Annotated in this window: 28 protein-coding genes and 3 pseudogenes; 28 read left to right on the top strand and 3 right to left on the bottom strand. The window is 34.4% G+C overall.

Annotated elements, in window-relative coordinates:
* The first annotated feature begins 106 nt into the window (after nt 1-106).
* The 16 genes and pseudogenes from U9R83_RS18475 (at nt 107) to U9R83_RS18400 (ending at nt 12,125) form a co-directional block, all read left to right on the top strand.
* Nucleotides 107-289, top strand: coding sequence for a hypothetical protein (locus U9R83_RS18475; RefSeq protein ID WP_115654619.1), 183 nt, complete (start codon nt 107-109; stop codon nt 287-289).
* A 30-nt stretch (nt 290-319) separates the two neighbouring features.
* A complete protein-coding gene (locus U9R83_RS18470; protein ID WP_014458853.1) occupies nt 320-1,153 on the top strand; it encodes an alpha/beta fold hydrolase in 834 nt (277 codons plus the stop codon).
* Between the two features lie 477 nt (nt 1,154-1,630).
* A complete protein-coding gene (locus U9R83_RS18465) occupies nt 1,631-1,996 on the top strand; it encodes a DUF2089 domain-containing protein (RefSeq protein WP_014458854.1) in 366 nt (121 codons plus the stop codon).
* An 11-nt stretch (nt 1,997-2,007) separates the two neighbouring features.
* Nucleotides 2,008-2,397, top strand: coding sequence for an SHOCT-like domain-containing protein (locus U9R83_RS18460; protein WP_328575365.1), 390 nt, complete (start codon nt 2,008-2,010; stop codon nt 2,395-2,397).
* Between the two features lie 10 nt (nt 2,398-2,407).
* On the top strand, nt 2,408-2,689 hold the full coding sequence (locus U9R83_RS18455; RefSeq protein WP_049166390.1) for a hypothetical protein: 282 nt from the start codon (nt 2,408-2,410) through the stop codon (nt 2,687-2,689).
* A 540-nt stretch (nt 2,690-3,229) separates the two neighbouring features.
* The gene (locus U9R83_RS18450) at nt 3,230-3,628 is read left to right on the top strand and encodes a DoxX family protein (RefSeq protein ID WP_209367472.1); all 399 of its coding nucleotides are present in this window, start codon (nt 3,230-3,232) and stop codon (nt 3,626-3,628) included.
* Between the two features lie 142 nt (nt 3,629-3,770).
* Nucleotides 3,771-4,709 carry a ring-cleaving dioxygenase gene (locus U9R83_RS18445; protein ID WP_328575364.1) on the top strand — a complete coding sequence of 313 codons (939 nt, stop codon included), beginning with the start codon at nt 3,771-3,773 and terminating at the stop codon, nt 4,707-4,709.
* Nucleotides 4,710-4,864: 155 nt separating this feature from the next.
* Nucleotides 4,865-5,431, top strand: coding sequence for an NADPH-dependent FMN reductase (locus U9R83_RS18440; protein ID WP_014458858.1), 567 nt, complete (start codon nt 4,865-4,867; stop codon nt 5,429-5,431).
* A 174-nt stretch (nt 5,432-5,605) separates the two neighbouring features.
* Complete coding sequence (gene ycaC, locus U9R83_RS18435; protein ID WP_014458859.1) at nt 5,606-6,250, top strand: isochorismate family cysteine hydrolase YcaC; 645 nt, start codon at nt 5,606-5,608, stop codon at nt 6,248-6,250.
* A gap of 255 nt (nt 6,251-6,505) precedes the next feature.
* Complete coding sequence (locus U9R83_RS18430) at nt 6,506-7,597, top strand: low temperature requirement protein A (RefSeq protein WP_209367462.1); 1,092 nt, start codon at nt 6,506-6,508, stop codon at nt 7,595-7,597.
* Nucleotides 7,598-7,633: 36 nt separating this feature from the next.
* Nucleotides 7,634-8,476, top strand: coding sequence for an alpha/beta fold hydrolase (locus U9R83_RS18425; protein ID WP_014458861.1), 843 nt, complete (start codon nt 7,634-7,636; stop codon nt 8,474-8,476).
* Nucleotides 8,477-8,930: 454 nt separating this feature from the next.
* Nucleotides 8,931-9,077: pseudogene (locus U9R83_RS18420) on the top strand (DJ-1/PfpI family protein); the annotation flags it as partial.
* Between the two features lie 240 nt (nt 9,078-9,317).
* The gene (locus U9R83_RS18415) at nt 9,318-9,545 is read left to right on the top strand and encodes a helix-turn-helix transcriptional regulator (protein ID WP_028414839.1); all 228 of its coding nucleotides are present in this window, start codon (nt 9,318-9,320) and stop codon (nt 9,543-9,545) included.
* A 1-nt stretch (nt 9,546) separates the two neighbouring features.
* Nucleotides 9,547-9,897: a DUF2178 domain-containing protein gene (locus U9R83_RS18410; RefSeq protein WP_115654613.1), complete on the top strand. Its 351-nt coding sequence runs from the start codon at nt 9,547-9,549 to the stop codon at nt 9,895-9,897.
* Between the two features lie 1,030 nt (nt 9,898-10,927).
* Nucleotides 10,928-11,479, top strand: coding sequence for an SF0329 family protein (locus tag U9R83_RS18405; protein WP_226701497.1), 552 nt, complete (start codon nt 10,928-10,930; stop codon nt 11,477-11,479).
* A 19-nt stretch (nt 11,480-11,498) separates the two neighbouring features.
* The gene (locus tag U9R83_RS18400; protein ID WP_014458867.1) at nt 11,499-12,125 is read left to right on the top strand and encodes a hypothetical protein; all 627 of its coding nucleotides are present in this window, start codon (nt 11,499-11,501) and stop codon (nt 12,123-12,125) included.
* 115 nt (nt 12,126-12,240) lie between these two features.
* Here U9R83_RS18400 and U9R83_RS18395 read toward each other — a convergent pair whose 3' ends face one another.
* Entirely contained in the window at nt 12,241-13,116 is an 876-nt protein-coding gene (locus U9R83_RS18395) for a LysR family transcriptional regulator (RefSeq protein ID WP_140451162.1), read from the bottom strand.
* A 106-nt stretch (nt 13,117-13,222) separates the two neighbouring features.
* Here U9R83_RS18395 and U9R83_RS18390 point away from each other — a divergent pair, with 106 nt between their 5' ends.
* From U9R83_RS18390 to U9R83_RS18380, 3 genes and pseudogenes are all read left to right on the top strand, one after another.
* On the top strand, nt 13,223-13,633 hold the full coding sequence (locus tag U9R83_RS18390; RefSeq protein WP_226701496.1) for a tautomerase family protein: 411 nt from the start codon (nt 13,223-13,225) through the stop codon (nt 13,631-13,633).
* Nucleotides 13,634-13,635: 2 nt separating this feature from the next.
* Nucleotides 13,636-13,947 carry a carboxymuconolactone decarboxylase family protein gene (locus U9R83_RS18385; RefSeq protein WP_328575363.1) on the top strand — a complete coding sequence of 104 codons (312 nt, stop codon included), beginning with the start codon at nt 13,636-13,638 and terminating at the stop codon, nt 13,945-13,947.
* Nucleotides 13,948-13,993: 46 nt separating this feature from the next.
* A pseudogene (locus tag U9R83_RS18380) lies at nt 13,994-14,167 on the top strand (stage II sporulation protein P); the annotation flags it as partial.
* Nucleotides 14,168-14,245: 78 nt separating this feature from the next.
* On the opposite strand, the gene U9R83_RS18375 reads toward U9R83_RS18380, so the two are convergent.
* Nucleotides 14,246-14,593, bottom strand: coding sequence for a DUF2834 domain-containing protein (locus U9R83_RS18375; protein ID WP_328575362.1), 348 nt, complete (start codon nt 14,591-14,593; stop codon nt 14,246-14,248).
* 130 nt (nt 14,594-14,723) lie between these two features.
* Between U9R83_RS18375 and U9R83_RS18370 the strand changes: the two genes are divergently transcribed.
* The 4 genes from U9R83_RS18370 to U9R83_RS18355 all read left to right on the top strand — a co-directional run bounded on the left by U9R83_RS18370 (nt 14,724) and on the right by U9R83_RS18355 (nt 18,131).
* Nucleotides 14,724-15,263 carry a TetR/AcrR family transcriptional regulator gene (locus U9R83_RS18370; RefSeq protein ID WP_014458871.1) on the top strand — a complete coding sequence of 180 codons (540 nt, stop codon included), beginning with the start codon at nt 14,724-14,726 and terminating at the stop codon, nt 15,261-15,263.
* Between the two features lie 676 nt (nt 15,264-15,939).
* Complete coding sequence (locus U9R83_RS18365; protein ID WP_217027085.1) at nt 15,940-16,149, top strand: hypothetical protein; 210 nt, start codon at nt 15,940-15,942, stop codon at nt 16,147-16,149.
* A gap of 384 nt (nt 16,150-16,533) precedes the next feature.
* On the top strand, nt 16,534-17,712 hold the full coding sequence (locus U9R83_RS18360) for a DUF418 domain-containing protein (protein WP_217027087.1): 1,179 nt from the start codon (nt 16,534-16,536) through the stop codon (nt 17,710-17,712).
* An 11-nt stretch (nt 17,713-17,723) separates the two neighbouring features.
* Nucleotides 17,724-18,131: a 3-isopropylmalate dehydrogenase gene (locus tag U9R83_RS18355; RefSeq protein WP_328575361.1), complete on the top strand. Its 408-nt coding sequence runs from the start codon at nt 17,724-17,726 to the stop codon at nt 18,129-18,131.
* 119 nt (nt 18,132-18,250) lie between these two features.
* On the opposite strand, the gene U9R83_RS18350 is transcribed toward U9R83_RS18355, so the two are convergent.
* The gene (locus U9R83_RS18350; protein ID WP_208733025.1) at nt 18,251-18,520 is read right to left on the bottom strand and encodes a YesK family protein; all 270 of its coding nucleotides are present in this window, start codon (nt 18,518-18,520) and stop codon (nt 18,251-18,253) included.
* Between the two features lie 372 nt (nt 18,521-18,892).
* Here U9R83_RS18350 and U9R83_RS18345 point away from each other — a divergent pair.
* From U9R83_RS18345 to U9R83_RS18325, 5 genes and pseudogenes are all read left to right on the top strand, one after another.
* Nucleotides 18,893-19,816, top strand: a pseudogene (locus tag U9R83_RS18345) (ABC transporter ATP-binding protein).
* A gap of 132 nt (nt 19,817-19,948) precedes the next feature.
* Nucleotides 19,949-20,653 carry an ABC transporter permease gene (locus U9R83_RS18340; RefSeq protein WP_014458877.1) on the top strand — a complete coding sequence of 235 codons (705 nt, stop codon included), beginning with the start codon at nt 19,949-19,951 and terminating at the stop codon, nt 20,651-20,653.
* A gap of 37 nt (nt 20,654-20,690) precedes the next feature.
* Nucleotides 20,691-21,560 carry a DUF4097 family beta strand repeat-containing protein gene (locus tag U9R83_RS18335; protein ID WP_217027091.1) on the top strand — a complete coding sequence of 290 codons (870 nt, stop codon included), beginning with the start codon at nt 20,691-20,693 and terminating at the stop codon, nt 21,558-21,560.
* A 278-nt stretch (nt 21,561-21,838) separates the two neighbouring features.
* Nucleotides 21,839-22,546, top strand: a complete 708-nt coding sequence (locus tag U9R83_RS18330) for a response regulator transcription factor (protein ID WP_208733027.1) — start codon at nt 21,839-21,841, stop codon at nt 22,544-22,546.
* A 2-nt stretch (nt 22,547-22,548) separates the two neighbouring features.
* Nucleotides 22,549-23,484: a sensor histidine kinase gene (locus U9R83_RS18325; RefSeq protein WP_328575360.1), complete on the top strand. Its 936-nt coding sequence runs from the start codon at nt 22,549-22,551 to the stop codon at nt 23,482-23,484.
* Nucleotides 23,485-24,001 lie beyond the last annotated feature (517 nt).

Below are 24,001 nucleotides of genomic sequence, written 5' to 3'. Positions count from 1 at the left end.
AACTCAATTCATGAAAAATACAGTCCAATTGGAAACCGAATTGGACTGTATTTTTTTGTTGATATATTAGGATTTCCTGTGAATTTAATGAAGGGTTATCACTTTAGTGGAAAATATTATCAGCTTGCCAATTGGTACGCTAATTGTTATCCGGATGATTGTGTTAAAAATGGCAAGCAGGTTTTTGGATATTTATGTTGAAATCATAGGGACGCTTATGCAGTTAACGCAGCAGGATTGTTCAAGGTGGAAAATTCACCTCGACACAGAATTCTTATTTGGAAAATAAAAATTGATAAAAGGGATAACGGGGGGAAATATGCCGAAAGTAGAATTAAACAAAGCTCTGATAAATTATGAAGCAAGAGGAGAAGGTCAGCCTATAGTGTTTTTACATGGATTAGGAGGTAGCTGGAAGATGTGGCTCCCGCAAATAGATGCCTTCTCCTCTAGATATAAAATGATTATGTTAGATATGAGGGGACACGGAGAATCTACAAAAACCTTTCCAAATGATAAATTTTCAGCAAGAGTGATGGCGGAAGACCTAAAATTATTTTTAGATGAACTTAATATCACCAAGACTCATCTGGTTGGTTTATCCTACGGTTCTGTTACCGCTCAATTGTTTGCATCAAAGTACTCTAGCTACATTGATAAACTGATTTTATCGAATGGGTACAGTGAAATCCCTACAAAGGTGTCAGGGTTGGTATTAAAGTTGTCCAATGCCGTATTCAAAATGATGCCCTATGATACCATTATCACCCTGATGATGAAGGTGTATGGAAAGGACGAATTCACGAAGAAGGTATTACGTGATTCTTTTACATTCGATAAAGAAATGATAATCCTTGCAAAAAACTCTGAATTTCCTACTCATACAAATGAGTTAAAACATATAAAGGTCCCAACACTAGTGATGGGTGGAAATAAAAAAGTCATGGGAGTGGACGAAAGAAAGGGTTCACAAACACTATTTGACAATATTCCAAATGCCACACTTGCGTTGTTTGAAAATGCGTTCGACCCAATAAGCACAATGGAAATAGATATTTTTAATGAAATGATTCTTGATTTTTTAGATGAAAAAACACTTAAGGGATATGAAGGAATATCTATATTTGAAAAGTCGAAGAATCCTATGAAATAATCTCAATTTGTAAAAAGTTTCATTTAAACAAAAGGAGGGCTAATGTACAACATCATATTGCTATAAAAGAGCAAGTTCCAAGAGGTAAGGTTAAGCCAATCTTACCTCTTTTATTAGTGAGTGCTGCTATTCATTTAGCAGAAAGAGTAAAGGTATAAATAAAAATGAACAGTGCAAGCCGTGTTTTGACTGACATGCAGAGGGGAATATGGTGAAGTCTGCGCTGAAGACAGCACATATATTTTTTGAAGAGAAGGGGTTTATCCTTCTCTTTTTTTATTTAATCTCATCTTATATTCATTTTTGTAGGTTTGAAGCATCTCATTTATTAGTAGGTATAACTTAAAGTGGGATATTAATATTATTAAAATTAGTATTTATATATTTAATTTTTTTATTAATTTAATTTAATTTTATTGTTTTTAATATTAAATATTTGTTATATAATCAAATTAACTAAAAGAAGGAGATTTGATTATGGCTTATAAAGTGCTTACAAGTTGTCCTGTCTGCAGTGAAACGTTAAAAATTACAAAGCTGCAGTGCAGCCATTGTCACACGACGATTGAAAATGAGTTTGAATTATCTAAGCTGGCCTCCTTATCGAGTGATCAGCTTCATTTTGTAGAAGTGTTTTTAACATGCAGGGGAAATATCAAGGAAGTTGAGAAAGAACTGGGCGTTTCATATCCAACGGTTCGAGGCAAGCTGACTGACATCATTTCATCTCTTGGATATGTAGAAAAGAAGAAAAACGAAGTAGACGAGAAAAAAGTTGTGTCTATGCTAGAAAATGGTGAAATTACAGCAGAAGAAGCCATCAAGCTTTTAAAAGAAGAATAGGGGGATTGTCTATGAAAGATGAAATTACAAAAGTGTTAACAATGGTTCAAGAAGGAAAAATTGATGCAGAAAAGGGATCAGAACTCATTCAAGTATTAAAAGAAAAAGAAGAAACAAGCAATAAGCTTTTGAAGAAACCGACTGCGTATTTAGATAAAACGTTAAAAATTCGAGTTGTTTCAACTGAAAACGATAATGTGAAGGTTAATTTGCCTATAAAGCTTGTCAAGCTGGTATTAATGGCTGGACACAGCATTGCAGCCAGTATTCCTCAATCAGAAAAATATGTAAAAGATATAGACATAAACCTGATTGTTGAAGCAATTGAAAACGAGTTAGATGGTCAAATTGTTGATATTAAATCGGCAAACGGAGATACCGTTTCAGTCATCATTGAGTAATGGTTCGCTTATGATTCATGTAAAAGTGAAAACAAAAGATGTTCGGTTTAGCATTCCAGTTCCATATGCTCTTTTAAACGTTGCTATTAGCGTTGTTTTTTCGAAATTTATCCAGAAGCATGCAGATAAATGGACAAAAGAGCATTTTAAAAGAAAAGAGCTGAATTTTACTTTTCCGCAAATAGATAAAAGTGTGCTAAAGCCTATCGTCAAGGAACTAAAGAAACATAAGGGAATGGTGCTAGTAGATGTCAAAGCTACGGATGGTACGGAGGTAAGAGTTAGACTATAATTTAGTGTAAAGTGCAGTTGGCTTTAAAGAACTAAAATAAAAATGGCTCCGATTGTCTGAGCTTATTTAATAAAAGGTCTTAAATATTTGAAAGTAGAAAAAAACTTCGGTTAGTTATATACACGAGTACTATCTAACAGTTGGGTGTTCTCTATGTGTCCAAATAGAAGGAGCAAACTCTGGCGATACGGGATTGCTTCTTTTATTTATGTATAAGCTTCTGTTTATAGGCTTTGAGATAAGTTTTGATACAAAAAAGGGCCTCAATTTAGCTCAGAATCGTTAAGTATAGTTGCGTTTCAAAAACCACTTCACTTTTAGTAAGAACAACAAAGTTCACCCGTTATATTTTCCACCCCGTGCTCATATCCATATAAAATCATGAATATGTTTCTAATAAGCCGTTAAGCGTTTCAACTAGCTGCAAAAAAATATAAAAATTTATATTGACAGTGGAATTATAAGGTTTTATAATTATCCTTAATTCAAGATATTTTAATTCGAGATTTTAAAGTGATGAAAAAATAGGAGGAATAAAAAATGGTGAGCATTGGTTTATTGTTAATACGTTTAGTCATTGGATTATCTTTTATGGCCCATGGAACTCAGAAATTGTTTGGATGGTTTGGCGGCCACGGGCTAAAAGGAACGGGAGGCTGGTTTGAATCCATCGGAATGAAGCCAGGTGTTAGAATGGCTTTAATGGCTGGATTATCAGAGCTGGTAGGCGGGGCTTTATTTGCTGCAGGACTTCTTACGCCGCTTGGAGCGCTTTTAATTGTAGGAACAATGGTCATGGCGATTGTGAAAGTACACGGTCCAAATGGATACTGGGCAACACAAAACGGATATGAATATAATCTTACGCTGCTAGTTGTAGCAGTCGGTGTAGCAATCGCTGGACCAGGTTATTATGCACTCGATACTTTTATTTTCTAAAAGAGAGAATGGGTTGGAATAAGAAAGGTGCTTTTATTTTTTGACTAATATCTCGAATTCGAGATATTTACGATAAATAGTTGTAATTTTAAGAGGGATAACGAAACATATGACGAAAAATGTATCGAAGGAGATGGTAGTAATGAGTAAAAAAACAGCGGGTATTCATCATATCACGGCGATTGTAGGTCATCCTCAGGAAAATGTTGATTTCTATGCGGGCGTGTTAGGATTACGCTTGGTCAAACAAACGGTAAACTTTGATGATCCAGGAACGTATCACCTTTACTTTGGAAATGAAGGCGGAAAACCTGGAACGATTATCACATTCTTCCCGTGGGCAAATGCACGACAAGGAAAAATAGGCGACGGGCAAGTTGGCGTAACTTCCTATGTGGTTCCAAAAGGTGCGATGGGCTTTTGGGAACAACGATTAGCTAAGTTTGGAGTTCCAGCTACAAAGATGGAGCGATTTAGAGAGCAGTATTTAGAGTTTGACGATCCTCACGGTTTACATTTAGAGATTGTTGAAAGAGAAGAAGGAGAAAAAAATACGTGGCAAACTGGTGAAATTAATTCGGATGTTGCTATTAAAGGATTCGGAGGCGCTACGTTATTATCGGTTCGACCTGATGAAACAGCTCAGTTATTAGAAAATGTAATGGGTCTACAAAAAGTAGGGCAAGAAGGAGATTTTATACGTTTTCAATCATCAGCTGACATTGGAAATGTGATTGATTTAAAATTAACGCCCATTGGACGGGGGCAAATGGGCGTTGGAACGGTTCACCATATTGCATGGCGAGCAAAAGATGATGAAGATCAGTTAGAATGGCAGAAATACGTAGCTGATAGCGGATACGGAGTGACGGCTGTTCGAGATCGAAATTACTTTAATGCGATTTACTTTAAAGAACACGGAGAAATTCTATTTGAAATTGCAACAGACCCTCCAGGCTTTGCACATGATGAGTCACTTGAAACAATGGGAGAAAAGCTCATGCTGCCTGAACAGTACGAAACCCACCGAGATCAAATTGAAAGAGCTTTGATTCCTTTTGAAGTGAGAGAATTAGACTAAATTTTAACGAAAGAATTCTTTTAGTAATAGTAAAATGCTAGGTCGATCCCAAATTAGGTACAAAGAAGGAATTAATTTATCTATATATAAAACTAATATCTATATTTGAAACACCGTGGTAATATGAAATTAATTCCAAGTAAGGAGGTGAATAGATGACAAAAACCATTGGTCTTATTTGTGGAAGTTTACGAAAGAATTCGTATAACCGAATGATCGCTGAGTCATTGGCTACATTAGATGACTCAGCTCAATATCGCTGGATTGAAATAAGCAGCTTGCCTTTTTTTAATGAAGACCTAGAAGCCGACGGATCACCAGAGTCTGTCGCATCCTTTAGAGCTGCGATTCAAGATGTTGACGGCGTTATTATAGTTAGTCCAGAGTACAATTCCGGAATTACAGGAGTGTTAAAAAATGCCTTAGACTGGGCATCAAGACCTCGGACTTCTTCTGTTTTAAACAGAAAACCGGTTGGTCTCATTGGAGCAACTCCTGGAGGCTTCGGTACAGCATTTGCTCAAAAACAAACGAGAGAAGTACTGGAAGCTATGCAAGTTCATGTTTTACCATTTCAAAAAATGCTGATTTCGCAAGTTCATGAAAAAGTTGATGTTCAACAAAAGGTACTAACTGATGAATCAACAAAACGTTATCTTCAGCGCTACTTACAGCAGTTCATTCATTGGATTGATCAAGCGCCTGTTCCTGTTCTAGATTAAGAAAGAGAACACACCTCACGAACCTTCACCTCAGAAACAACTTTTCTTTCTATATATGTTTTACCTAACAGATCATAAATGAAATCCAAAAAACCGTTCAAATTATAGACCGCTTGTAAGGAACGAAAAAGGTACGTGTATCCTTACTTGCCTTAATTTAAGGAGGATTATAAAATGTCTGATCTTTACTCTCGCCTTTCAAAAGATGATGCTGCTGTGCTTTTAGTTGACCACCAAACGGGCCTTATTTCTGGCCTTGTACGTGACTATGGGGTTGATGAATTTAAAAACAACGTATTGGCTCTTGGTGATACGGCTAAATTCTTTGATTTACCGGTTATTTTAACAACTAGCTTTGAAAATGGACCCAATGGCCCGCTCATGCAAGAACTCGTTGATTTGTTTCCTGATGCGCCAAAGATAGCTCGTCCTGGACAAATCAACGCATGGGATAACGAAGACTTTGTTAAAGCCATTGAAGCAACGGGCAAAAAACAGCTGATCATCGCAGGTGTAGTTACAGACGTCTGCGTTGCTTTTCCTGCGCTTTCTGCCATTAAAGCAGGCTACGAAGTGTTTGTTGTGACAGATGCTTCAGGTACGTTTAATAAGCAAGTAGCCGATGCAGCATTAACGCGTATGGCTCACGGGGGCGCACAGCTTATGAACTGGTTTAGCGTAGCGTGCGAGCTGCAGCGTGATTGGCGAAACGACGTTGAAGGTTTTGGCAATTTAATTTCTAGTCATCTTCCTGGATATCAAAACTTAATGGGCAGCTATAGAGGAGCTCAGCGCGATTTCAGCAAGCAGGGCGTTTAACGTAGCGGAGCTTCATTTTGGCATCGGTCGTTCTCTTTACATATAAGACATGAAAGTAGAATGGCATCTATGGAGCATTTATGTGACGGAGAAAACGTAACGACATAAGAGCAATTGTTAGCTAGGCGAGCCGACTGATGAACAGTCGGCTCATCTAGCTTTTACTACGCTGCCTGTCATGAAGTATGCATCTCTTGTATATAAAATAAAATACATTCACTACAGCTTATAAATGATAGGAAGGGATGCGGAGTAGTGGAAGAAAAAAAAGTTACGTGGCTGGAGCTTTTTTATGATTTGTTATTTGTGGCAGCGGTTGCTACTGCTACGCATGTTTTGCTTCACGTTGAACAAGGGTATATTCATGGGGAGTACTTGTTAAAGTTTGTCTTAATTTTTATTCCTATATGGTGGGCGTGGACCGGACAAACGATGTTTATCAACCGGTTTGGACAAGACTTTTTGCATCAGCGCATCTTTATGATTCTTCAAATGCTGTTTGTTCTTATCATGATCTCAAGCCTGTCTGTAGATTTTGATCAATATTACGTCTCTTTTCTGATTGGCTATATTGGACTAAGAGCGTTAACCGCTCTTCAGTATCTTATTGTTCAAAAATTTGAACAGAGTGAGAGAAAAAAAGTTGCTGTGTTTTTAGGCACATGCTTTGGGATTGGGATCTTTATCTCGCTTCTTTCGCTTTTTTTTGATTCATGGATTCGCTACGCCGTGTTGTATACAGGAATTGCAGTGGACATGATTTTACCTATTTTAGGGCATAATAGACTGGCAAAATTACCGACCAACACCGCTCATTTATTAGAGCGCTTTGCTTTATTAACATTAATCCTGTTTGGAGAATCCGTTGTCAGCATTCTTGCTGTGATACAGCCTCAAAAAGGAGACTGGAATACAATCTTATTTGCGGTTATTTCATTTGTCCTGATCATTGCCATGTGGTGGCAGTACTTTGAAAACGTAGAAAAGAAAGTAAACAAATCTATTCAAAGAGCCGGGCAAACGATTATTTACGGACACTTACTTATCCTCATGTCTCTAAGCATGATTGCAGCATCAATTAAACTCATGTTTTTACATGAAGTTCACTATACATTCAGCTTATATTTTGTATTTGGCTCCGTGCTGCTTTACTTCATGGCAACGACTCTTGTTTTTCACCAATATAGATTCGAAGAACATCGTTTGAAAGTGTATCATTTAGGCTTGTTTTTAGGGATTTTAGCGGTATTTTTTATTGTTAACTTAATACTGATTGTTCCCAGCACGCTCATCATAGGAGAATTAGCCATCTTTTTTATGATCTACGCTAGGGTTACGACCACTTAACCAAATAAAGAACGACTATATAATGGAGGTAGCAAAATGGCAAAAATTACGGTAGGAACAGAAAATGAAGCACCTATTGAACTATACTATGAGGATCATGGGACAGGAAAGCCGGTTGTCTTAATTCACGGCTGGCCACTAAGCGGACGATCTTGGGAATATCAAGTTCCGGCTCTTGTTGAGGCTGGGCACAGAGTCATAACGTATGACCGCCGAGGATTCGGAAAGTCTTCTCAGCCATGGGACGGCTACGATTATGATACATTTGCTGCTGATCTACATCAGTTGCTAGAACATTTGGATTTAAAAAATGTGACACTAGTCGGGTTTTCAATGGGCGGCGGAGAAGTAGCTCGCTATGTAGGAACGTACGGCACAGATAGAGTAGAAAAAGCCGTATTTGCAGGAGCTGTACCGCCGTTTCTTTACAAGTCAGAGGATCATCCTGAAGGAGCATTGGATGATGCAGGAATCCAAGAATTTGAAAACGGCGTAAAAAATGATCGTTTAGCTTTTCTTGATGATTTTACAAAAACATTTTTTGGAGCTGAAGACGGAAAGGGCTTAGTCAGCGAACCATTTCGACTGTACAACCGGGATATTGCAGCAGCCGCATCGCCTAAAGGAACACTAGACTGTATAGCTGCTTTCAGCAAAACGGATTTCAGAGATGATTTAGCCAAATTTACAATACCTGCTCTTATTATTCATGGTGATTCAGATGAGATCGTTCCATTTGAATATAGCGGAAAGCGAACGCATGAAGCCATTTCTGGTTCAAAATTAGCCTTAATAAAAGGCGGTCCACACGGCTTAAATGCAACGCATGCACACGAATTTAACGAAGCGCTGCTTTCGTTTTTAAGAGACAGAATGTAAGTGATTATTTTGTAGGTGAAAAATCTGACGTATGAATAGGAAAAAAAGAAGTTACCAATATGGTTACTTCTTTTTTGTTTTTAAGTGGTTAGGCATAGTAAGTGAATTTGCTTAACATCACTCTTTATGTGATAGAAGATTTAAAAATGCTTTTAGTATCTTTAGAAGTCTCAACAACATATAGAATACTAATAGTTAACAAGAATGTAATAAAAAGTTCAATATAGCGTTTTGCAGATCCTCATGAAACTCCTTGCGATTAAAACCTTCGGGATCCTGAGAGGGAAGGAAGGTAGGAGATCTCATAAAGTCGGGAAATGGACTGAGAACTGAACAATACCCTCCATTTTCGATAACTATATGCTGAATTCGTTCTGCATCAGAAACGCCGTTTAACACAAATTCCCCATGAAAAGAAGGAGTAATCGTATCCTTTTTGCCTGTAATCATTCTTGTTCAAGATGATTATATTGTCGTAAACCACAATATAATTACTTCGTCAAACCCCAGCACCGGGTTTGATGTGGCCTTTTTACTATTAGAGAAATTAACTTCTTTAGAGAATGTTCAACAGGTGAAAAACTTAATGGGATTTAACTAATCAACAAATATTGTTTTTAGCGAAGAAACGAAAATGAACTGTTTTTAAACAGTAAAAGGAAATGAGTACTTTATTTTTTGATGTTGAAATAGAAAAAGAGTTAGACTCCTCGCTAAGAGTCTAACTCTTTTTATTTCCCTAAATTGTATAATAATATTTATCTTTTGTATAAGTTTACTTTACCTTTATCAAAGTTTGTTGTATTATATAGTTGTAGTCAAAAAAAGGAAGGTGATTACATTGAAAGAAAAAAATGGTGACTACGTTGAAAATAAAGTGTATGAGCACCGAGTTTTAAACAGGATGTCTCAAAAAGAATTGGCTGACGCAGTTGGAGTATCTAAACAAACTATATATGTGATGGAGAAGAATAATTATTCGCCTTCTCTTGTTTTAGCTTTTCGAATAGCTGATTTCTTTAACGTAGATGTTAACGATATTTTTAGTTATGTGAAAGGAAGGGATTAAAATGATAACTGACAAAATAGAAAATGCCATTTTTACTCCTTTGAGAACCTGGACAGAACAATCGAATAGTAACTGGAATATGTTGATTTGTATTGGATTTATATCTCTTATAGTAGGAGCGGTTTTAATATATGTTTTTCAAAAGAAAATGGGCATGAGTGTGTCTGACGAAAGAACAAGTCAAATCGGTTTAAAAAGTGCCCTCGTTGTACTGTGTGGAGTCATTTTGTGCGACTTGATTTTCCCAAAAGAATATATGTGGCAAATTTTCTTCTTATTTAAATATTCCATTGCATTCATTGCTTCAGGTATATATCTTGCTGTTCGATATAAAAAGGATTTTTTAAGCTAGAGGATGACGCAGATTGATCAGCAGTAAAAAAGCCATAGAAGGCTATATGTTTCTTTGGCTTTAGTATTTTAACTATAATTTTCTTACAATAATCTTATTAACTTCATGACAATCCTACTCTTATTTTTATGGTCGTCTTTAAACGAATAAGATTGATACATTCCTATAGACCAACCATCATTCATTCTCTTTCTTTAGTGCTCAACATTTCAGACATTCAATTATAGTAGACCATTGGTTACGTTTTATAAAATGAAATAGATGATGATCAATAACTAAATCATATTTATCATTAAATTTATAGTTAACTATATTCTCTACCCAGACGAGTGTGTCTCTACAGGAAAATATAATGTTTACCGGAAAAGTATACTATAATTCATAGTAAAACAGATTCTATATTAAATTTCTCGTGAAAGCTGCCTTACTTGACAAATCGAGGCGGCTTTTATGTTTGTTATTTAAAAGGAGTATGACTATGAGCAAGTATGATGAAATAGATTTTGAAAAGATTGCGCTTCACATGCAGAAGCAAGTGGAAACAGACCCAAACAACGTGCAGCTAAGAAATGAGCTAGCGATAAGGATGAGGTGATGGAAATAAGAGCATAAAAAAAGCTATTTCAATCGTATTGGCATCGGAGTGAAATAGCTTTTTCTATTTTACATTCAAGAGTTTGTTAGTTCATATGAACATCCTTATATGTGAAATATATCACAAACTATTTTTGTTGTGAAGGTGGAAAACGAAATTTGTATGACAAATTTTAAGGTGCAAGAAGCAATCTCATTATTAGCGAGAGGTTGCTTCTTTATTGTGTTGAAGGGGTTTGAATATTCGGTTTAGCATAACTCGTACGCAGATAGAAAAGAGTGCTTGACTTGGAAGAGAAAGAGCAGGAAGAAATAGATCTTGATAAAGTATATGGATATGCTGAATACATTAGGAAAAACAAATATCTTATATAATATAATGTTTCTATAAGCCAAATCGTATAGTTTTAGGAAAGAATAGGAGTACAAGGATAGTATGAAATGGACAAAAGTAAAGAAAGATATGGGGAATTTAACCTGTGGTAAGTTGAAGCATAGATTGAGTATTCATTTAACTAAATATAACGTTTCTCGTGGAGAGCAGACGCGTATTTGGATTACTTTAGATAAAAAGGAAGTTTTTAATGCTTCTTCAGCAGAATATTTAATGGAACATGATAACCTCTGGGAGGAAGTGAAGAGAAAAACAAGCAAACCCTTTCCAGAGTGTTTATATGAATGTTTCCCAGAATTCATTGGCAAGGTAGATGATATGGACTACACTGCAAGTATTCTAGAACATAGAGGCGTTTTTAACGCTGAACATGTTTATGACGCTTTTATCCAGTATCCTCAGCTGACCATTGATCGAGCATTAAATTCTGAGAATATTATTCTTCAAGCTCTTGCATTAGTAGATAGAAGGTTAGGCAAGAGGACATTGGAAGCTTTAACATATGATTCTAATGTGCACCCCTTAATCATCCAATTTTATGAACTAAGATGCGAGGTTGATAACATCGCGCCGTTCAAACATACGCCCAGTTAATAAAAAAGGAGGCTACACTGTGAAGCCCACCAATTTTTTCATTAAAGATATCCAAGACTTTCAATCCACGAATAAAAATTTAAAAAGTATCTTTAATACGAATAAGGAATTGCCCCATCAAGTATTTAACCAAAGATGTGATTATTACTTATTTGAAGAGTTCTACTGGAGCATGTGTGAGGATTTTTGGCCTACCGTGCAATATTTAACAAAAATCTTTAATGAAAAAGAAGTTACAGTTGCTGTTTTAGATCCACATCCCAAAGATTATTTTTATAAAGAGTTTGGCTATTTTAATTATTTGCAGCTTCCTACTTCTTTATCAAGTGAAGAGTATAGGAATGCCTTAGACATTGGACCGGAGGATAGCCCTGCCGATGCTCCTTACTATCATTCAGAAAAAGTGGTATGGTTTTCGTCTTCTAAGCAATGGGCGATATGGGGAGAGCGGAGCTTAGATATATGTGTGATAGGCTTTAATGAATCTATTTTGTTAGACCATTTAATGACATCACCATCTAAATGGTCCTATTTAAATGAAGAAGTTGAAGAATTAATTGGTTTAAATTTTAGAAACATGACTCTTCCTCAAGATTTCAGAAAAAGCTTATCAAAAAACTATGCCCATGATAGAGATAGTGAATGAGTATTATATTAATCTGTAAAAGGGACAAAGCTCTCTATAACTACAAAAAAATCCTTTGCTTTGGAAGCAAAGGATTTTTGTATAAATGAATTCATTACGTTAAATAAGTTTCCATCTACGATAATGTAGACTTAATTACCTCTATAACATTCTTTTTTGTCTGGCTTAAATAAGTTCTTTTTTCAGTAGAAATTAATAATCCTATAGGCATTTTAGGATCAAACCCCTGTACTTTAAACGGGATGTTAGTTGGCTTCAAACTAGTTCCTCTAGGAATAATCCCCACTGCATGTGCAAACATCATTTCTGGAATGAGGTGCAGGGCACTGCAGCTGTAAACGGTTTTAAAGGCTAAATTATTCTCTGCTAAAAAGTGGTTAACAGATTGATAGTAATAACAGCTATTTTCTCCGATTAAAATGGGATAGTGAATAATATCGGCTATTCCAACTGTTTCTTGTTGCAGTAGTGGATGGTTAGGTGTATTAACAATAAATTGAATTTGTTCTTTACCAAGCGGGGTGAAAGTTACGCCGGAAAGATTTGTATTCTCTCCGCAAACAGCAAAGTCCAGTTTATCTTGACGTAATAGTTCTGATAAAAGTGCCGTGTTTCCAATGGTAAAATCGCAGTGTATGTAAGGTTTTTCGTCATTTAAATAGTTTAATATAGCTGACATCAATCTTTGAGCAATCGATTCTGATAACCCTATTTTGATGGTTCCTTTTTCCTCTTTGCTTATACGCTGAGCTTGAGATATGGAATACTCCCAGTGCTTCAACAAGCTATCTACTTCTTCTACAAATAACGTACCTTCCTTTGTTAATGTTGCTTCCCAGCCTCGTTCAAATAAAAGAAATCCAAGGTCTTTTTCTAACTTTTTTATATGAGTGGTGACGGTAGACTGGGCATAGTTTAGTTTTTTTGCTGCAAGTGAAAACGTTCCTTCTGCCACAATTGTCTTAAACGTCGTTAATTCTTTAATTTCCACTTTCTAACCTCATCTCTATCGGTTTTTTCGATAATTACTATACTTATTTTCAATTATACAAATGAAGACAGTGGAAGTACACTAAATATAGAAAGGAAGATGATCGATGCCATTTGTGAACGTTTATTACCCAGAACATCAATTAAACCATAAGGAACTAAAAGAAGTAAGCAGTCATATTCATCATTCTTTAATCCAACATTTTCACATCCCAGAAGACGATTATTTTCAACTGTTTTTACCGTATCCATCTCAGCATTTTTTCTATGATTCACAGTATCTCTTAGAAAGGGGAGAAAAAAGAACAGATAACATGATTTATATCTCCATTACGTGCGGGCAAGGAAGAACGGTCGAGCAGAAAAAGAACCTATACCAATCCATTGCAGAGGGACTTCACGCCGACTTAGACCTTTCTACAAACAATATTTTTATTACATTAAACGAGACACCCCTTGAAAACTGGTCATTTGGGCAAGGCCTAGCACAAATGGTAAATCAAAAGGAGGGAAAATAGCTATGAATAACCGTATTGAATCCAAGCTACTGAACGAGATGAGAGATCTCGCTCCGGATTTTGTGAAATATGGAGAACATATCTTATTTGGGGAAGTGTGGAGAGACCCCACTTTGACATCAAAAGAAAGAAGTTTGAGCACACTTTCTGCTTTAATCAGTATTGGCAACACTGATCAAATGCCTTTTCATCTGCAGCTGGCAAAAAAGAATGGAGTGACTGAAAAAGAGATCATCGCCTTAATAACCCATATGGCTTTTTACGTGGGATCGCCAAAAGCAGCTGCTGCATTGAATATAGTAGGGGAGAAATAATAAAGGTAAAGCACATAAATATCGTTATTTTTTAGTATCTAGAGGAGTTGTTCAAAAAGATGAAGGAATAGCTAGCGTGTCTTCTTATAATCAGGATCTGCACGAGGGGTCAATCATGGTGAACATTGGAGGGGTAGAAAATACATTAAAAGAAGAAACACGTACAGCAAAGATGCTCGCAAAGGCTATTAAAGTTGTACTAGAGGAAACAGCTGATTAACACTTAATTAGATAAAAAGAAAGCCTTGTTTTATTTTGCAAAAGGCTTTCTTTTTGCAATACAAAGTCTTTTAATCTGCTAACTGCGTTTGCGCAGTAACAGATACAAAAGGGGACCGAACGAGCCAATTATTAGCGTGACTAGTGCCCATGGCCAAAAAGAACGATTTGTCTTTTTTGCATCATGCCACATCCATACAAGCACTAGAATTAGTGCTATCAATAAATCAAAGAATATTTGCATAGAAGCATAGTTGTTAAATGCCTGAGAAAAAATACCAAGGAAGCCATAATGATATACGGCCAAACCTGTTAAAACAGAAAAAGATACTAATACTAAAATAAGTAATGCTTTTGGTATTCGATTATTTCTAGAAAATGTGTTACTGTCCATTGCTTTGTCGTTTTTACTTACCAATTCAATCATCCCCCTTTCTTAAAATGTAGCACTCATTACATTTTTTATCAACAAAAAAATGAATGGGAGTAATGCAAAGCAACTAAGTTTCCTTCATAATTGTATCTATACGACAGAAAAAGACAGTAAGGAGCTTTATATGAAAAAAGGTGAAAAGAAAAAACAAGAAATTATAGAAAAAACGGCTGACTATATTTTATCAAATGGTCTGCAGGCCTCCAGTTTGCGAAATCTTGCGAAAGCAGCAGAAACCAGCGATAGAATGCTACTTCATTATTTTAATGACAAAGAGGAATTATTTACGGTTGTGCTATCCTTTATTTCTCAGAAGCTTATTTACATGCTGCATAATACAGAAATGGAGAAGCATTCATTTCAGACGCTAGTTCCCCATTTGTATAACATGATGAGAGATCCTGAAGTTCGTCCATACATTAAGCTGTGGCTTGAATTAGTTGCGGTTGCATCAAAAGAGGGGGACCCATTCTATTCTGTAGCAAAGGAAATCTGTGACAGTTTTTATCAGTTTTACATGGATATCATTCAAGTGGGAGAAGGAGAGGATAAAGAACAAGTAGCGGCACTAGCTCTTGTTACAATTGAGGGAATTGCTCTTTTAGATACAATAGGTGATGATGTTCGTATTACAAAAGCGATTGCGGCAATTAATAAGGGTTGATCTGCAATAAGCAGAAAATAGAACCCTCTCTATTTTTTGAGTGATAGGTTAGGAACATCAAACTCTAAAAGCAAGTAAGATAGATGTAACTACTTCTCCTAGAGAAATGTACAGAAGGCCATAGCAGTAGAAAAGGTGGGGGTTTTCAAAATAAGAGCATAAAAAAAGCTATTTCAATCGTATTGGCATCGGAGTGAAATAGCTTTTTCTACTTTACATTCAAGAGTTTGTTAGTTCGTTATGAACATCCTTACATGTGAAGTATATCACAAACTATTTTTGTTGTGAAGATGAAAATTAAAATTTGTATGACAAATTTTATTGCGTTGAGAGATTTTGAATGGGTTATTTAGCGTGACCCTTACGCAGAGGCTATTTTAGAACAGCTGAGCATCTTAATAAAACTTGACGTCACCTCTCAATACCTCAAAAAACCTGCTTCTTTTAAAGGAACCTTTCAATTTCTATAGACAAACAAACACTAGTTTATCAGGTATATTGTTAAGAGAAGTTTTAAGTGGTAAGTTTGTGTTCACTATATTTGATATAATAAGCATCTTTGGATGGCTACTCATGGTACAGAACAAGAAATATAGATAACAGTAACTCTACTGATAAAGCATCTTTTTAAAGAAAGACATCTGACCGATAAAAATTATAAAAAGGAGAGACGTAAATGAAATTTGATGTGCCTGAATTAGTTGAAGCAAAACGTCAAATTGATTCAACTTTACATAAACTCAGACAGACAGTAAAAACGTTTGAAGCTAAAGAAAATGCGGATAGATATAAATCTCAAATAACCTTAGCTAAAAGAAGGATACAAGCATTCGAGCTTTCAGCAGCTCTTATTGAAAGGGAGATAAACGAACTTTCTAAAAGCTAGGTGCCTACTTTTAGAAAGTGTGTATTTAACGACGTTATTTAATTTATCTCCAATTGTCGCTTAGAGTGGAATATCAGAAAGAAAGAAGCCTTAAAAATACTAGGGTTTCTTTTTTTGTAATTAGTACTCTGCGTAAGCCAGTATATCTTTTGGATTTTGGCTAAACCTGTTTCCAAAGCAGGCAGCCTTCGCACTTCTCAAAACGTATCTACGCTCTCTTTATTGCACTAAAAATAATTCATTCATTCATTTAAAAATAAGGGTTGAAGGTGACGCGACGTAATCTAATATAGTTGAACTATGACATATCAAGAAGGAGAGTAACGAAAATAAACAATCCTTTTTAGAAATGTATTCGGAACGTTATTAGAATGAAAGTAAAGGATGGGGGCATGGGAAGTGGAGAATAAAAAACGAATTCGCTCTTTAGATATATTAAGAGGGCTAGCGATTCTGGGAACATTAGGAACAAACATTTGGCTGTTTGCCTATTTGGGAGATATAAATTATATATTTACTTTTAACCATAATCAATGGTGGTTATCAGGAGATGACTTTTTAAGAATCCTTTTTCTGTCCTTAATTAACGGAAAATTACTTGGTCTCTTAGCAATTATGTTTGGTGTTGGTTTAGAGCTGAAATATCAGCAATCAAAACGATTAAATCAGACGTGGCCGGGAAGGTACATATGGCTGTCTTTACTTTTATTAATGGAAGGGCTTTTGCACTTTATTTTTGTCTTAGAGTACGACATTTTAATGTCCTATGCAGTAACTGCTATTGTCGTATCGTTTATCGTAAAAATGCAAAAGACGATGATACGAATAGCAATGATTAGTGCAGCAGCGATTCATCTTTTCTTTATAGTACTTGTGTTCTTAGGTGTGCTAACTAACTCGATAGGAGATGAGCTAGTTGCTGTCCCAAAAGAAGTGGTGAACCTTTATCAACATGGATCATGGATGAATCAAATTCAGTATCGACTTTTTCATTTTTGGGAGCTGCGCACAGAAGCAATTTTCGTCATTCCATTTAATATATGCATGTTTTTACTTGGTGTTTTACTAGTGAGAATAGGGGCTTTTGACAATAATTCCAATGGTATTAATATCAGAAAGAAGATGATGAAGGCGGGCCTTTTAGTTGGTTTACCTCTAAACCTATTATTATTTATTCCTGGAGGATACTTTGATTTTCCAGTAAGGTATGTGTTTGCCCCTATTTTATCGATTGGATACATGGGAGCTATTAGTTTCCTAATTGAAAAATTTCAGGCCTTTTCATTATGGAGAGTTTTAGAAAAAGTAGGTAAGATGTCTTTAAGTTGCTACGTGTTACAGAATGTTTTAAGTTCAATTTTATTTTATGGATGGGGCCTTGGATTGGGTGGACACCCTCGTTCATTCTTCGTCATTATGATTTGGATACTAATCTGCTTGTTTCAAATGTTATTTGCTACTTTGTGGCTTCGTTATTTTAAAATGGGTCCTATGGAATCAGCGCGTAAACGCCTAGCCAGTTTAACTATAAGGAAAAATATAAAGAAAGATCTTAAAATGTAAGTCAGCTTCTTTTGGATGAATATCAAACACGTTATAAGAAGCAAAACTTTTACATAGAATTTTATGTTAAAGTGATATTAGGTATTAGAAATTTTAACCAATTAATAGTCCGCAGAGGAGAATTAAAGAAAATGGCTAACTTTTTCTTAATACTTATCGGTCTCTTTATTATAATTTCAAATATCGTTGGATTTATCTCCTACCAAAAAAAGAAAAGTCTATACGCTGCTGCTTTCACAATACTAATACTGGCGGCTTTATTTGGGGCAATAGGTGGTATATTAGCACTGTTGATCATTAGAGACGCTTTTGCAATATTTTATGGTTTACAAGTTGGATACTATTTACTGATAAATAGCGCAATTGTTCTGTTACTGGCAGTTATAGTCACAGTTATAAAACAATTTAACAATAAATAAAAAATTTGCTTAGTAAGACTTATACTTCATAAATTTGTAGTTACCATAATCTCAGTTATCCGTACAAAAAAGCCTTTAGATTCATAAATCTAAAGGCTTCAAATATGATTAACACTTTATTAGTTATACCTAATTAAAAGCTTAGTAAAAATAAGTCCACTTAATGATGGGAAAAATAAATACGCCCCTAGTGCGCCCAAAGCCATTCCATCCCATCCGCCTACTACCAAAATACTAATTGCAATTATAGTTAAAGAGATGACAAACCCAATGTTAAAAACTTTATCCCCTATGTGTTTATCAGAGTTTCTTTTTCTCTGAACCGAATGAAATATATAGGCTAATACTAATGCAGCCATGATGGTCATTAAAATGATCTTAACATCCATAGAATACCCCTTTTATCCTTTTAATTCCATTTTAACAATAATAGTAAGTAAAATCACTATGTATACCATATAAAACGCTAGTTTACATAATTTCCAAAAGACAAGAAAAAAAGGAGCCCTTAATACTCAAGGGCTCCTTTGATTTTCCAATTTATCGTTTATACACCGCTGTTTTAGCAAACCTTTTAGCTTGCTAAAAAGACAAACAAGTGCTTAAACAGGCAGCTATTTATATATAAACTCTTTTTTTAGAGTAAAAGATAAACTTCCACTTTATATAAAAAGAAAATTAAGAAAAACGTAAGATTTAAGTAAGAGAAAAGAAAATTTCATTTTATACAATAACCATATAAATTGAAAAGGAGAAAATAAATGACATATATATTGAAAACTAACCAACTTACAAAGTCGTTTAAGGGAAAAGAGGTTGTTTCTGAAGTTAATATGCACGTGAGGAAAGGAGAGATTTATGGCTTCTTAGGTCCGAATGGTGCTGGTAAAACGACGATTATGAAAATGCTCACAAACTTAATCAAGCCAACGAGTGGTGAAATAGAGATTTTTGGTGAGAAATTAACGAACACATCATTTGAAGTATTAAAGCGTATGGGAACTATTATCGAATATCCAATTTTTTATGACCAGCTCACTGCTAGAGAAAATTTATCTTTACACTGCGAGTATATGGGTTATTACGATAACGAAGCTATTACTCAAGCTCTAGAGCTTGTTAAGTTACATAATATTGAAGGCAAAAAAGTGAAGGATTTTTCATTGGGAATGAAATAAAGGTTAGGAATAGCTAGAGCTATTTCTACAAAGCCAGAGCTTCTAGTTTTAGATGAACCAATTAATGGACTCGATCCTATAGGTATAAAGGAATTAAGAGACCTTTTTAAAATACTCTGTAAAGATTATGGAATTACCTTATTAATATCTAGTCATATTTTAGCTGAAATGGAACAGATGTCAGATACAATCGGAATTATTCAAAATGGAAAATTAATAAAAGAAGTTTCTATGAAGAGTATCAACGGAAAACAAACTGAGTATATAGAAGTACAGGTTCAAAATATAAAAAAAGCTTTGTATATTTTAGAACAAAATTTAGGAATAAAAAACTTTAGAGTTATTGGTGAAGAGATGATACGTATATATGAGACAATATTAACTCAGCAAGAGATTTCTAAAGCATTCGTTATGAATGATGTTGGTATAGAAAGTATCAACAAAAAGAACAGTTCACTAGAAGAGTACTTTTTAAGTTCAATGAATAGTGAAGGAATTCACATTTAATTACTTATATCATCTCACCGTCCAACTTTTTATAACATCATTAGTTAGCTAGTATCATTTACAGTATACATTATCGCTTAAAAATCATTAAATTGAAACGTCTTAAATTCCATTGGGGGGGAGCTTTTAAAAATGTTAAAACTAATGAAATTAGAATACAAAAAACACCGATTATCAAGGTATATAAAAAATATAGTCATTTGCATTTTAGCTATCTTTTTTATAGCTGCACTTATGGGATGGGGATCAAGAAATGAAATTGAACCTATGTATCCAGATTATGCGGACTTTATGTCGTTAGCTAATATTTTTATTAGAATTGTATTTATTTGTTTCTCTAGTGTCATTTTGTCTCGGCTAGTAATTGATGAATATAAAAATAAAACAATTCAGTTGTTATTCACTTATCCATTAAAAAGAAAAAAGTTAATGCAAGCGAAACTGCTTATTGTTTTCGTATTCTGTTTTGTCAGTATTATTATTGCTACTTTTATTATCGATTTATTGATTTTTTGGATCAACCCGCACATATATCTGGTTGAAAAACCTGTGAAAGTCAATGACATTATTTCTACAGTACCTTCAACTATTATTGGCGCGCTTATGATGGCTGGTGTGAGTTTAATTCCTTTATTTTTTGGTATGAGGAAGAAATCAGTTGCTACTACAATAACTTCGTCTCTAGTGATTGGATTCTTAATTAATGCAACAATTTCCAGTGGAGGAGAGACGGTAAGTTTGTATGAAATTGTAGCAATTCCTGGCGTACTTTGTCTTCTTGGACTTCTAATAGGTTACTTGGCAATAAGAAAGGTAGACAGTGTTGACATAGCATAATACATAATTTCTAAGAGTAGAAATAGGAGGAAAAGAGATGAAGAAGATTGTATCAACTTCTGTAGCTTTAGTTTTAATTTGTGGGTTCACTTTCAATGACAATGTTGCACAAGCGAAAGGCTTTGAAAAAAATAAGTCTTACAATATCGAGAGTGTTGATGCTTTAAAAGTAGATAATGAATCTTGGGATATAAGGTTGAAGAAAAGTAATTCAAATAAAGTAATTGTATCAGCTAAAGGGAAGAAAAAAGAAAAACAACGTGTCACTTTTAAACAAGATGGAAAAACATTAATAATCAAGCAAAAGGATCAAAAGAAAAGTGGCTTTTTGGGAAGCTTTACTTTTGGAAAGAAAGGTACAGTTTCTATTGCCATTCCAAGTTCAAAAATAAACAAAATTGACTTAAATAATAAATATGGTGATATCCAATTGAGTGAAATTTCTACTAATAATCTTATAGTTCACAACAACTCTGGTGATAAAAAAATAAAAGGCCTTTCAGCTAATACAGCAATGTTTGTATCCGAGGATGGAACGTTAAGTATGGAAGATAGTACTTTTGGAAATTTAAACATTTCCTCTACAAGTGGCGATAACTATATGAAAAATGTAAATGGTTCAAAGATTAAGGTTACTTCTAAAGATGGAGAGGTTTCAATTAAAGATATAAAAGAAGGAAAATCCTTAGCTGTAGAAAGTGACTCTGGCGACGTCAGCGTTTCTTATAAACAAGCCCCAACTTCTCTATCCGTGGCTGCTAGAAGTTATTCCTCCGATGTAAAACTTAAACTCAATAGACTTAAGAAAAACACAGATACTGAAAAGCTTCAAAAAGGGAAAATTGGACAGGGCTCCAATAAGTTAAATTTATTAAGTAACAACGGCGTTATTAATGTAACAAATTAATCATTATAATACGTTTGGTAAAAATCCTTGAAATAAACTAATAACAAATTCTTTATTGAAAATGCTATCTTCATCGACATTAAGGTAGCATTTTTTTAATGAATATCTTAGCGAAACTATAGATAAAGAATTTATACCGTTTATTTACTACTAACTTTTTTTAACGCTATATTAATTAGTTATAACATTTTTCATAAAAAGGATTATAATGTAATTAATTGTTATTTTTTATGTCAATAGAATATTAAACATACTAAAGGTTTTAGGAGTGGAAAGTGTTGAGTCACAAGATACTAATTGTAGAAGACGATCCATTTATAAGTGAGATGGTTAAAGAGGGTTTAGTAAAAGAAGGATATGAAGTCACCGCTGTTTTTGATGGCGAGGAAGCTTTAGAAATACTTAATGTACAAACATATGACGTTATTTTACTTGATCTTATGCTGCCCAAAGTGGATGGCATGGAATGTTTAAAAATAATTCGTTCTAAAAGTATGGTTCCTGTTCTTATTATGTCTGCAAAAGATGAAGACGTAGACAAAGCACTTGGACTAGGTTTTGGTGCTGATGATTATATTGCTAAACCGTTCTCTATGATTGAATTATTAGCGAGAATTAAAGCGATTATAAGAAGAGAATTACATTATATGCACTCATCGCAGTTAAAAAAAGAAAGTCAAAGCAAGGTCATAAAAATAGGAGATATAAGTATCGATATGGACAGCTTTTCTGTGAAAAAGCTTGATAAGGATATTAGCCTCACAGCAAAAGAATTTAACATCCTAAAAGTATTCATTTCCAATCCTACTCATGTATATACGAAGTCACAACTGTATAAAGCCGTATGGGAAGATGAATATCATGGAGATGAAAACGTAATTAACGTCCACATTAGGAGGCTTCGAGAAAAAATTGAAGACAATCCCTCTCATCCAACGTACATAAAGACTTTATGGGGAATAGGTTATAAATTGGGGGATTTATAAAAATGTTTTACCTGGTCGTCATCTTATTGGCCTGTTCTATTTGTATAAACATATTTCTGATTCATAGGCGATTAAAACATAAAGCAGAAGTGAGATACATAGAAAGTAAGCTCAAAGCTATTATTGATGAAGAAACAAGTGAAAGACTATTATTATATACAGACAATAATCAGATAAAGTCTTTATTGAAACAAATAAACCGTCTTCTAGAACACAATCAAAAGACAGTGGCAGATTACCATAACGTAGAACGTTCAATAAGAAAAATGCTATCAAATATTTCACATGATTTAAAAACACCTCTAACAGTCATTTTAGGTTATATTGAAATTATAAATAATGATAAAAGTCTAAGTACAGAAAAAATGATGAGTTTGTTAAAAACCGTTAATTTAAAAACTGTAGAGGTGCTAGAGTTAATAAATCGTTTTTTCGAACTTGTAAAGCTTGAATCCGGAGACAAGAAATTAAGCTTTTCGAGAATTGATATATGCGAAATTAGCCGGAAAATAATATTGGATTACTACGAAATTTTAATCAATAAAGAATTTGAAGTATCTATTGAAATACCAGAAGAATCACTCTTTGTTAGAGGAGATGAAAGTGCAGTTGAAAGGGTTCTTCATAATTTAATTTCTAATGCCATTCAGTATGGTTCTGATGGTAAAATGATAGGTTTAAAGCTTAGAAAAGATAAAGATAATATCTATATAGAAATATCAGATAGAGGAAAAGGAATAGGTGAAGTACATAAAGAACGAGCCTTTGAGCGAATGTATACGCTGGAAGACTCAAGGAACAGTCGCTATCAAGGAAGTGGATTAGGATTAACTATTACGAAGAGATTGATTGAACAAATGGGTGGAAGCATCTCTTTAGAAAGTATTCCGTTTAAACATACTACTTTTACAGTATGTTTAAAACGTATTAATTTTTAGAGTAGTAATACGTTATTTGTTGTTATAAAGTTTTGAAACTTTGTATGTATATGAATCTATAAATCTGGGCAGAATAACGTATTACCGGCCCTATTCTAATAAATTTGAAAATCTTTTGCACATTTAGGCAAAAGATTCTTTTTTATTAAGTGCAATTTATTACAAGTAATTTTACTTAATGCGCGTTATAGGTGGTTCTTATCATTTTTAGCTTTCTTAATAACATCTGTTATAAATGGTGCCTTTGCTTCTGTGTATGCCACCCTATCAGAATGGTGTTTTTCAGCCAAGTCTCTTTTCAACTGCTAATACTCTTGAAGTACCAGAGGATATGCTCTCAAATTTGATACAGAGGCATTCACTCAATGCCTGAGTGGAGGAAAGATGTATAAAAAGTGTATGGTATATATATAGGCTTGTACAGAAAAATATAGTTTATGTGGTGAAAATACGTTATTGTATGCCTGCACATGATTTTTATTTTGGACCTTATAATGAGATTTATATAATTTAGTTT

The organism is Priestia sp. LL-8, assembly GCF_036227845.1.
In the GTDB taxonomy this organism is placed as follows: Bacteria; Bacillota; Bacilli; order Bacillales; family Bacillaceae_H; genus Priestia; species Priestia zanthoxyli.
This window is presented reverse-complemented; position numbering and strand designations above follow the sequence as displayed.

Bases quoted from the DNA above. Each gene is read 5' to 3' on its own strand.
- U9R83_RS18405 (WP_226701497.1), top strand. From the start codon at position 10,928: ATGAAATGGACAAAAGTAAAGAAAGATATGGGGAATTTAACCTGTGGT.
- U9R83_RS18385 (WP_328575363.1), top strand. From the start codon at position 13,636: ATGAATAACCGTATTGAATCCAAGCTACTGAACGAGATGAGAGATCTC.
- U9R83_RS18455 (WP_049166390.1), top strand. From the start codon at position 2,408: ATGATTCATGTAAAAGTGAAAACAAAAGATGTTCGGTTTAGCATTCCA.
- U9R83_RS18460 (WP_328575365.1), top strand. From the start codon at position 2,008: ATGAAAGATGAAATTACAAAAGTGTTAACAATGGTTCAAGAAGGAAAA.
- ycaC (WP_014458859.1), top strand. From the start codon at position 5,606: ATGTCTGATCTTTACTCTCGCCTTTCAAAAGATGATGCTGCTGTGCTT.
- U9R83_RS18360 (WP_217027087.1), top strand. From the start codon at position 16,534: ATGGGGGCATGGGAAGTGGAGAATAAAAAACGAATTCGCTCTTTAGAT.
- U9R83_RS18365 (WP_217027085.1), top strand. From the start codon at position 15,940: ATGAAATTTGATGTGCCTGAATTAGTTGAAGCAAAACGTCAAATTGAT.
- U9R83_RS18390 (WP_226701496.1), top strand. From the start codon at position 13,223: ATGCCATTTGTGAACGTTTATTACCCAGAACATCAATTAAACCATAAG.
- U9R83_RS18450 (WP_209367472.1), top strand. From the start codon at position 3,230: ATGGTGAGCATTGGTTTATTGTTAATACGTTTAGTCATTGGATTATCT.
- U9R83_RS18440 (WP_014458858.1), top strand. From the start codon at position 4,865: ATGACAAAAACCATTGGTCTTATTTGTGGAAGTTTACGAAAGAATTCG.
- U9R83_RS18335 (WP_217027091.1), top strand. From the start codon at position 20,691: ATGAAGAAGATTGTATCAACTTCTGTAGCTTTAGTTTTAATTTGTGGG.
- U9R83_RS18465 (WP_014458854.1), top strand. From the start codon at position 1,631: ATGGCTTATAAAGTGCTTACAAGTTGTCCTGTCTGCAGTGAAACGTTA.
- U9R83_RS18340 (WP_014458877.1), top strand. From the start codon at position 19,949: ATGTTAAAACTAATGAAATTAGAATACAAAAAACACCGATTATCAAGG.
- U9R83_RS18425 (WP_014458861.1), top strand. From the start codon at position 7,634: ATGGCAAAAATTACGGTAGGAACAGAAAATGAAGCACCTATTGAACTA.
- U9R83_RS18375 (WP_328575362.1), bottom strand. From the start codon at position 14,593: ATGATTGAATTGGTAAGTAAAAACGACAAAGCAATGGACAGTAACACA.
- U9R83_RS18325 (WP_328575360.1), top strand. From the start codon at position 22,549: ATGTTTTACCTGGTCGTCATCTTATTGGCCTGTTCTATTTGTATAAAC.
- U9R83_RS18370 (WP_014458871.1), top strand. From the start codon at position 14,724: ATGAAAAAAGGTGAAAAGAAAAAACAAGAAATTATAGAAAAAACGGCT.
- U9R83_RS18470 (WP_014458853.1), top strand. From the start codon at position 320: ATGCCGAAAGTAGAATTAAACAAAGCTCTGATAAATTATGAAGCAAGA.
- U9R83_RS18410 (WP_115654613.1), top strand. From the start codon at position 9,547: ATGATAACTGACAAAATAGAAAATGCCATTTTTACTCCTTTGAGAACC.
- U9R83_RS18350 (WP_208733025.1), bottom strand. From the start codon at position 18,520: ATGGATGTTAAGATCATTTTAATGACCATCATGGCTGCATTAGTATTA.
- U9R83_RS18445 (WP_328575364.1), top strand. From the start codon at position 3,771: ATGAGTAAAAAAACAGCGGGTATTCATCATATCACGGCGATTGTAGGT.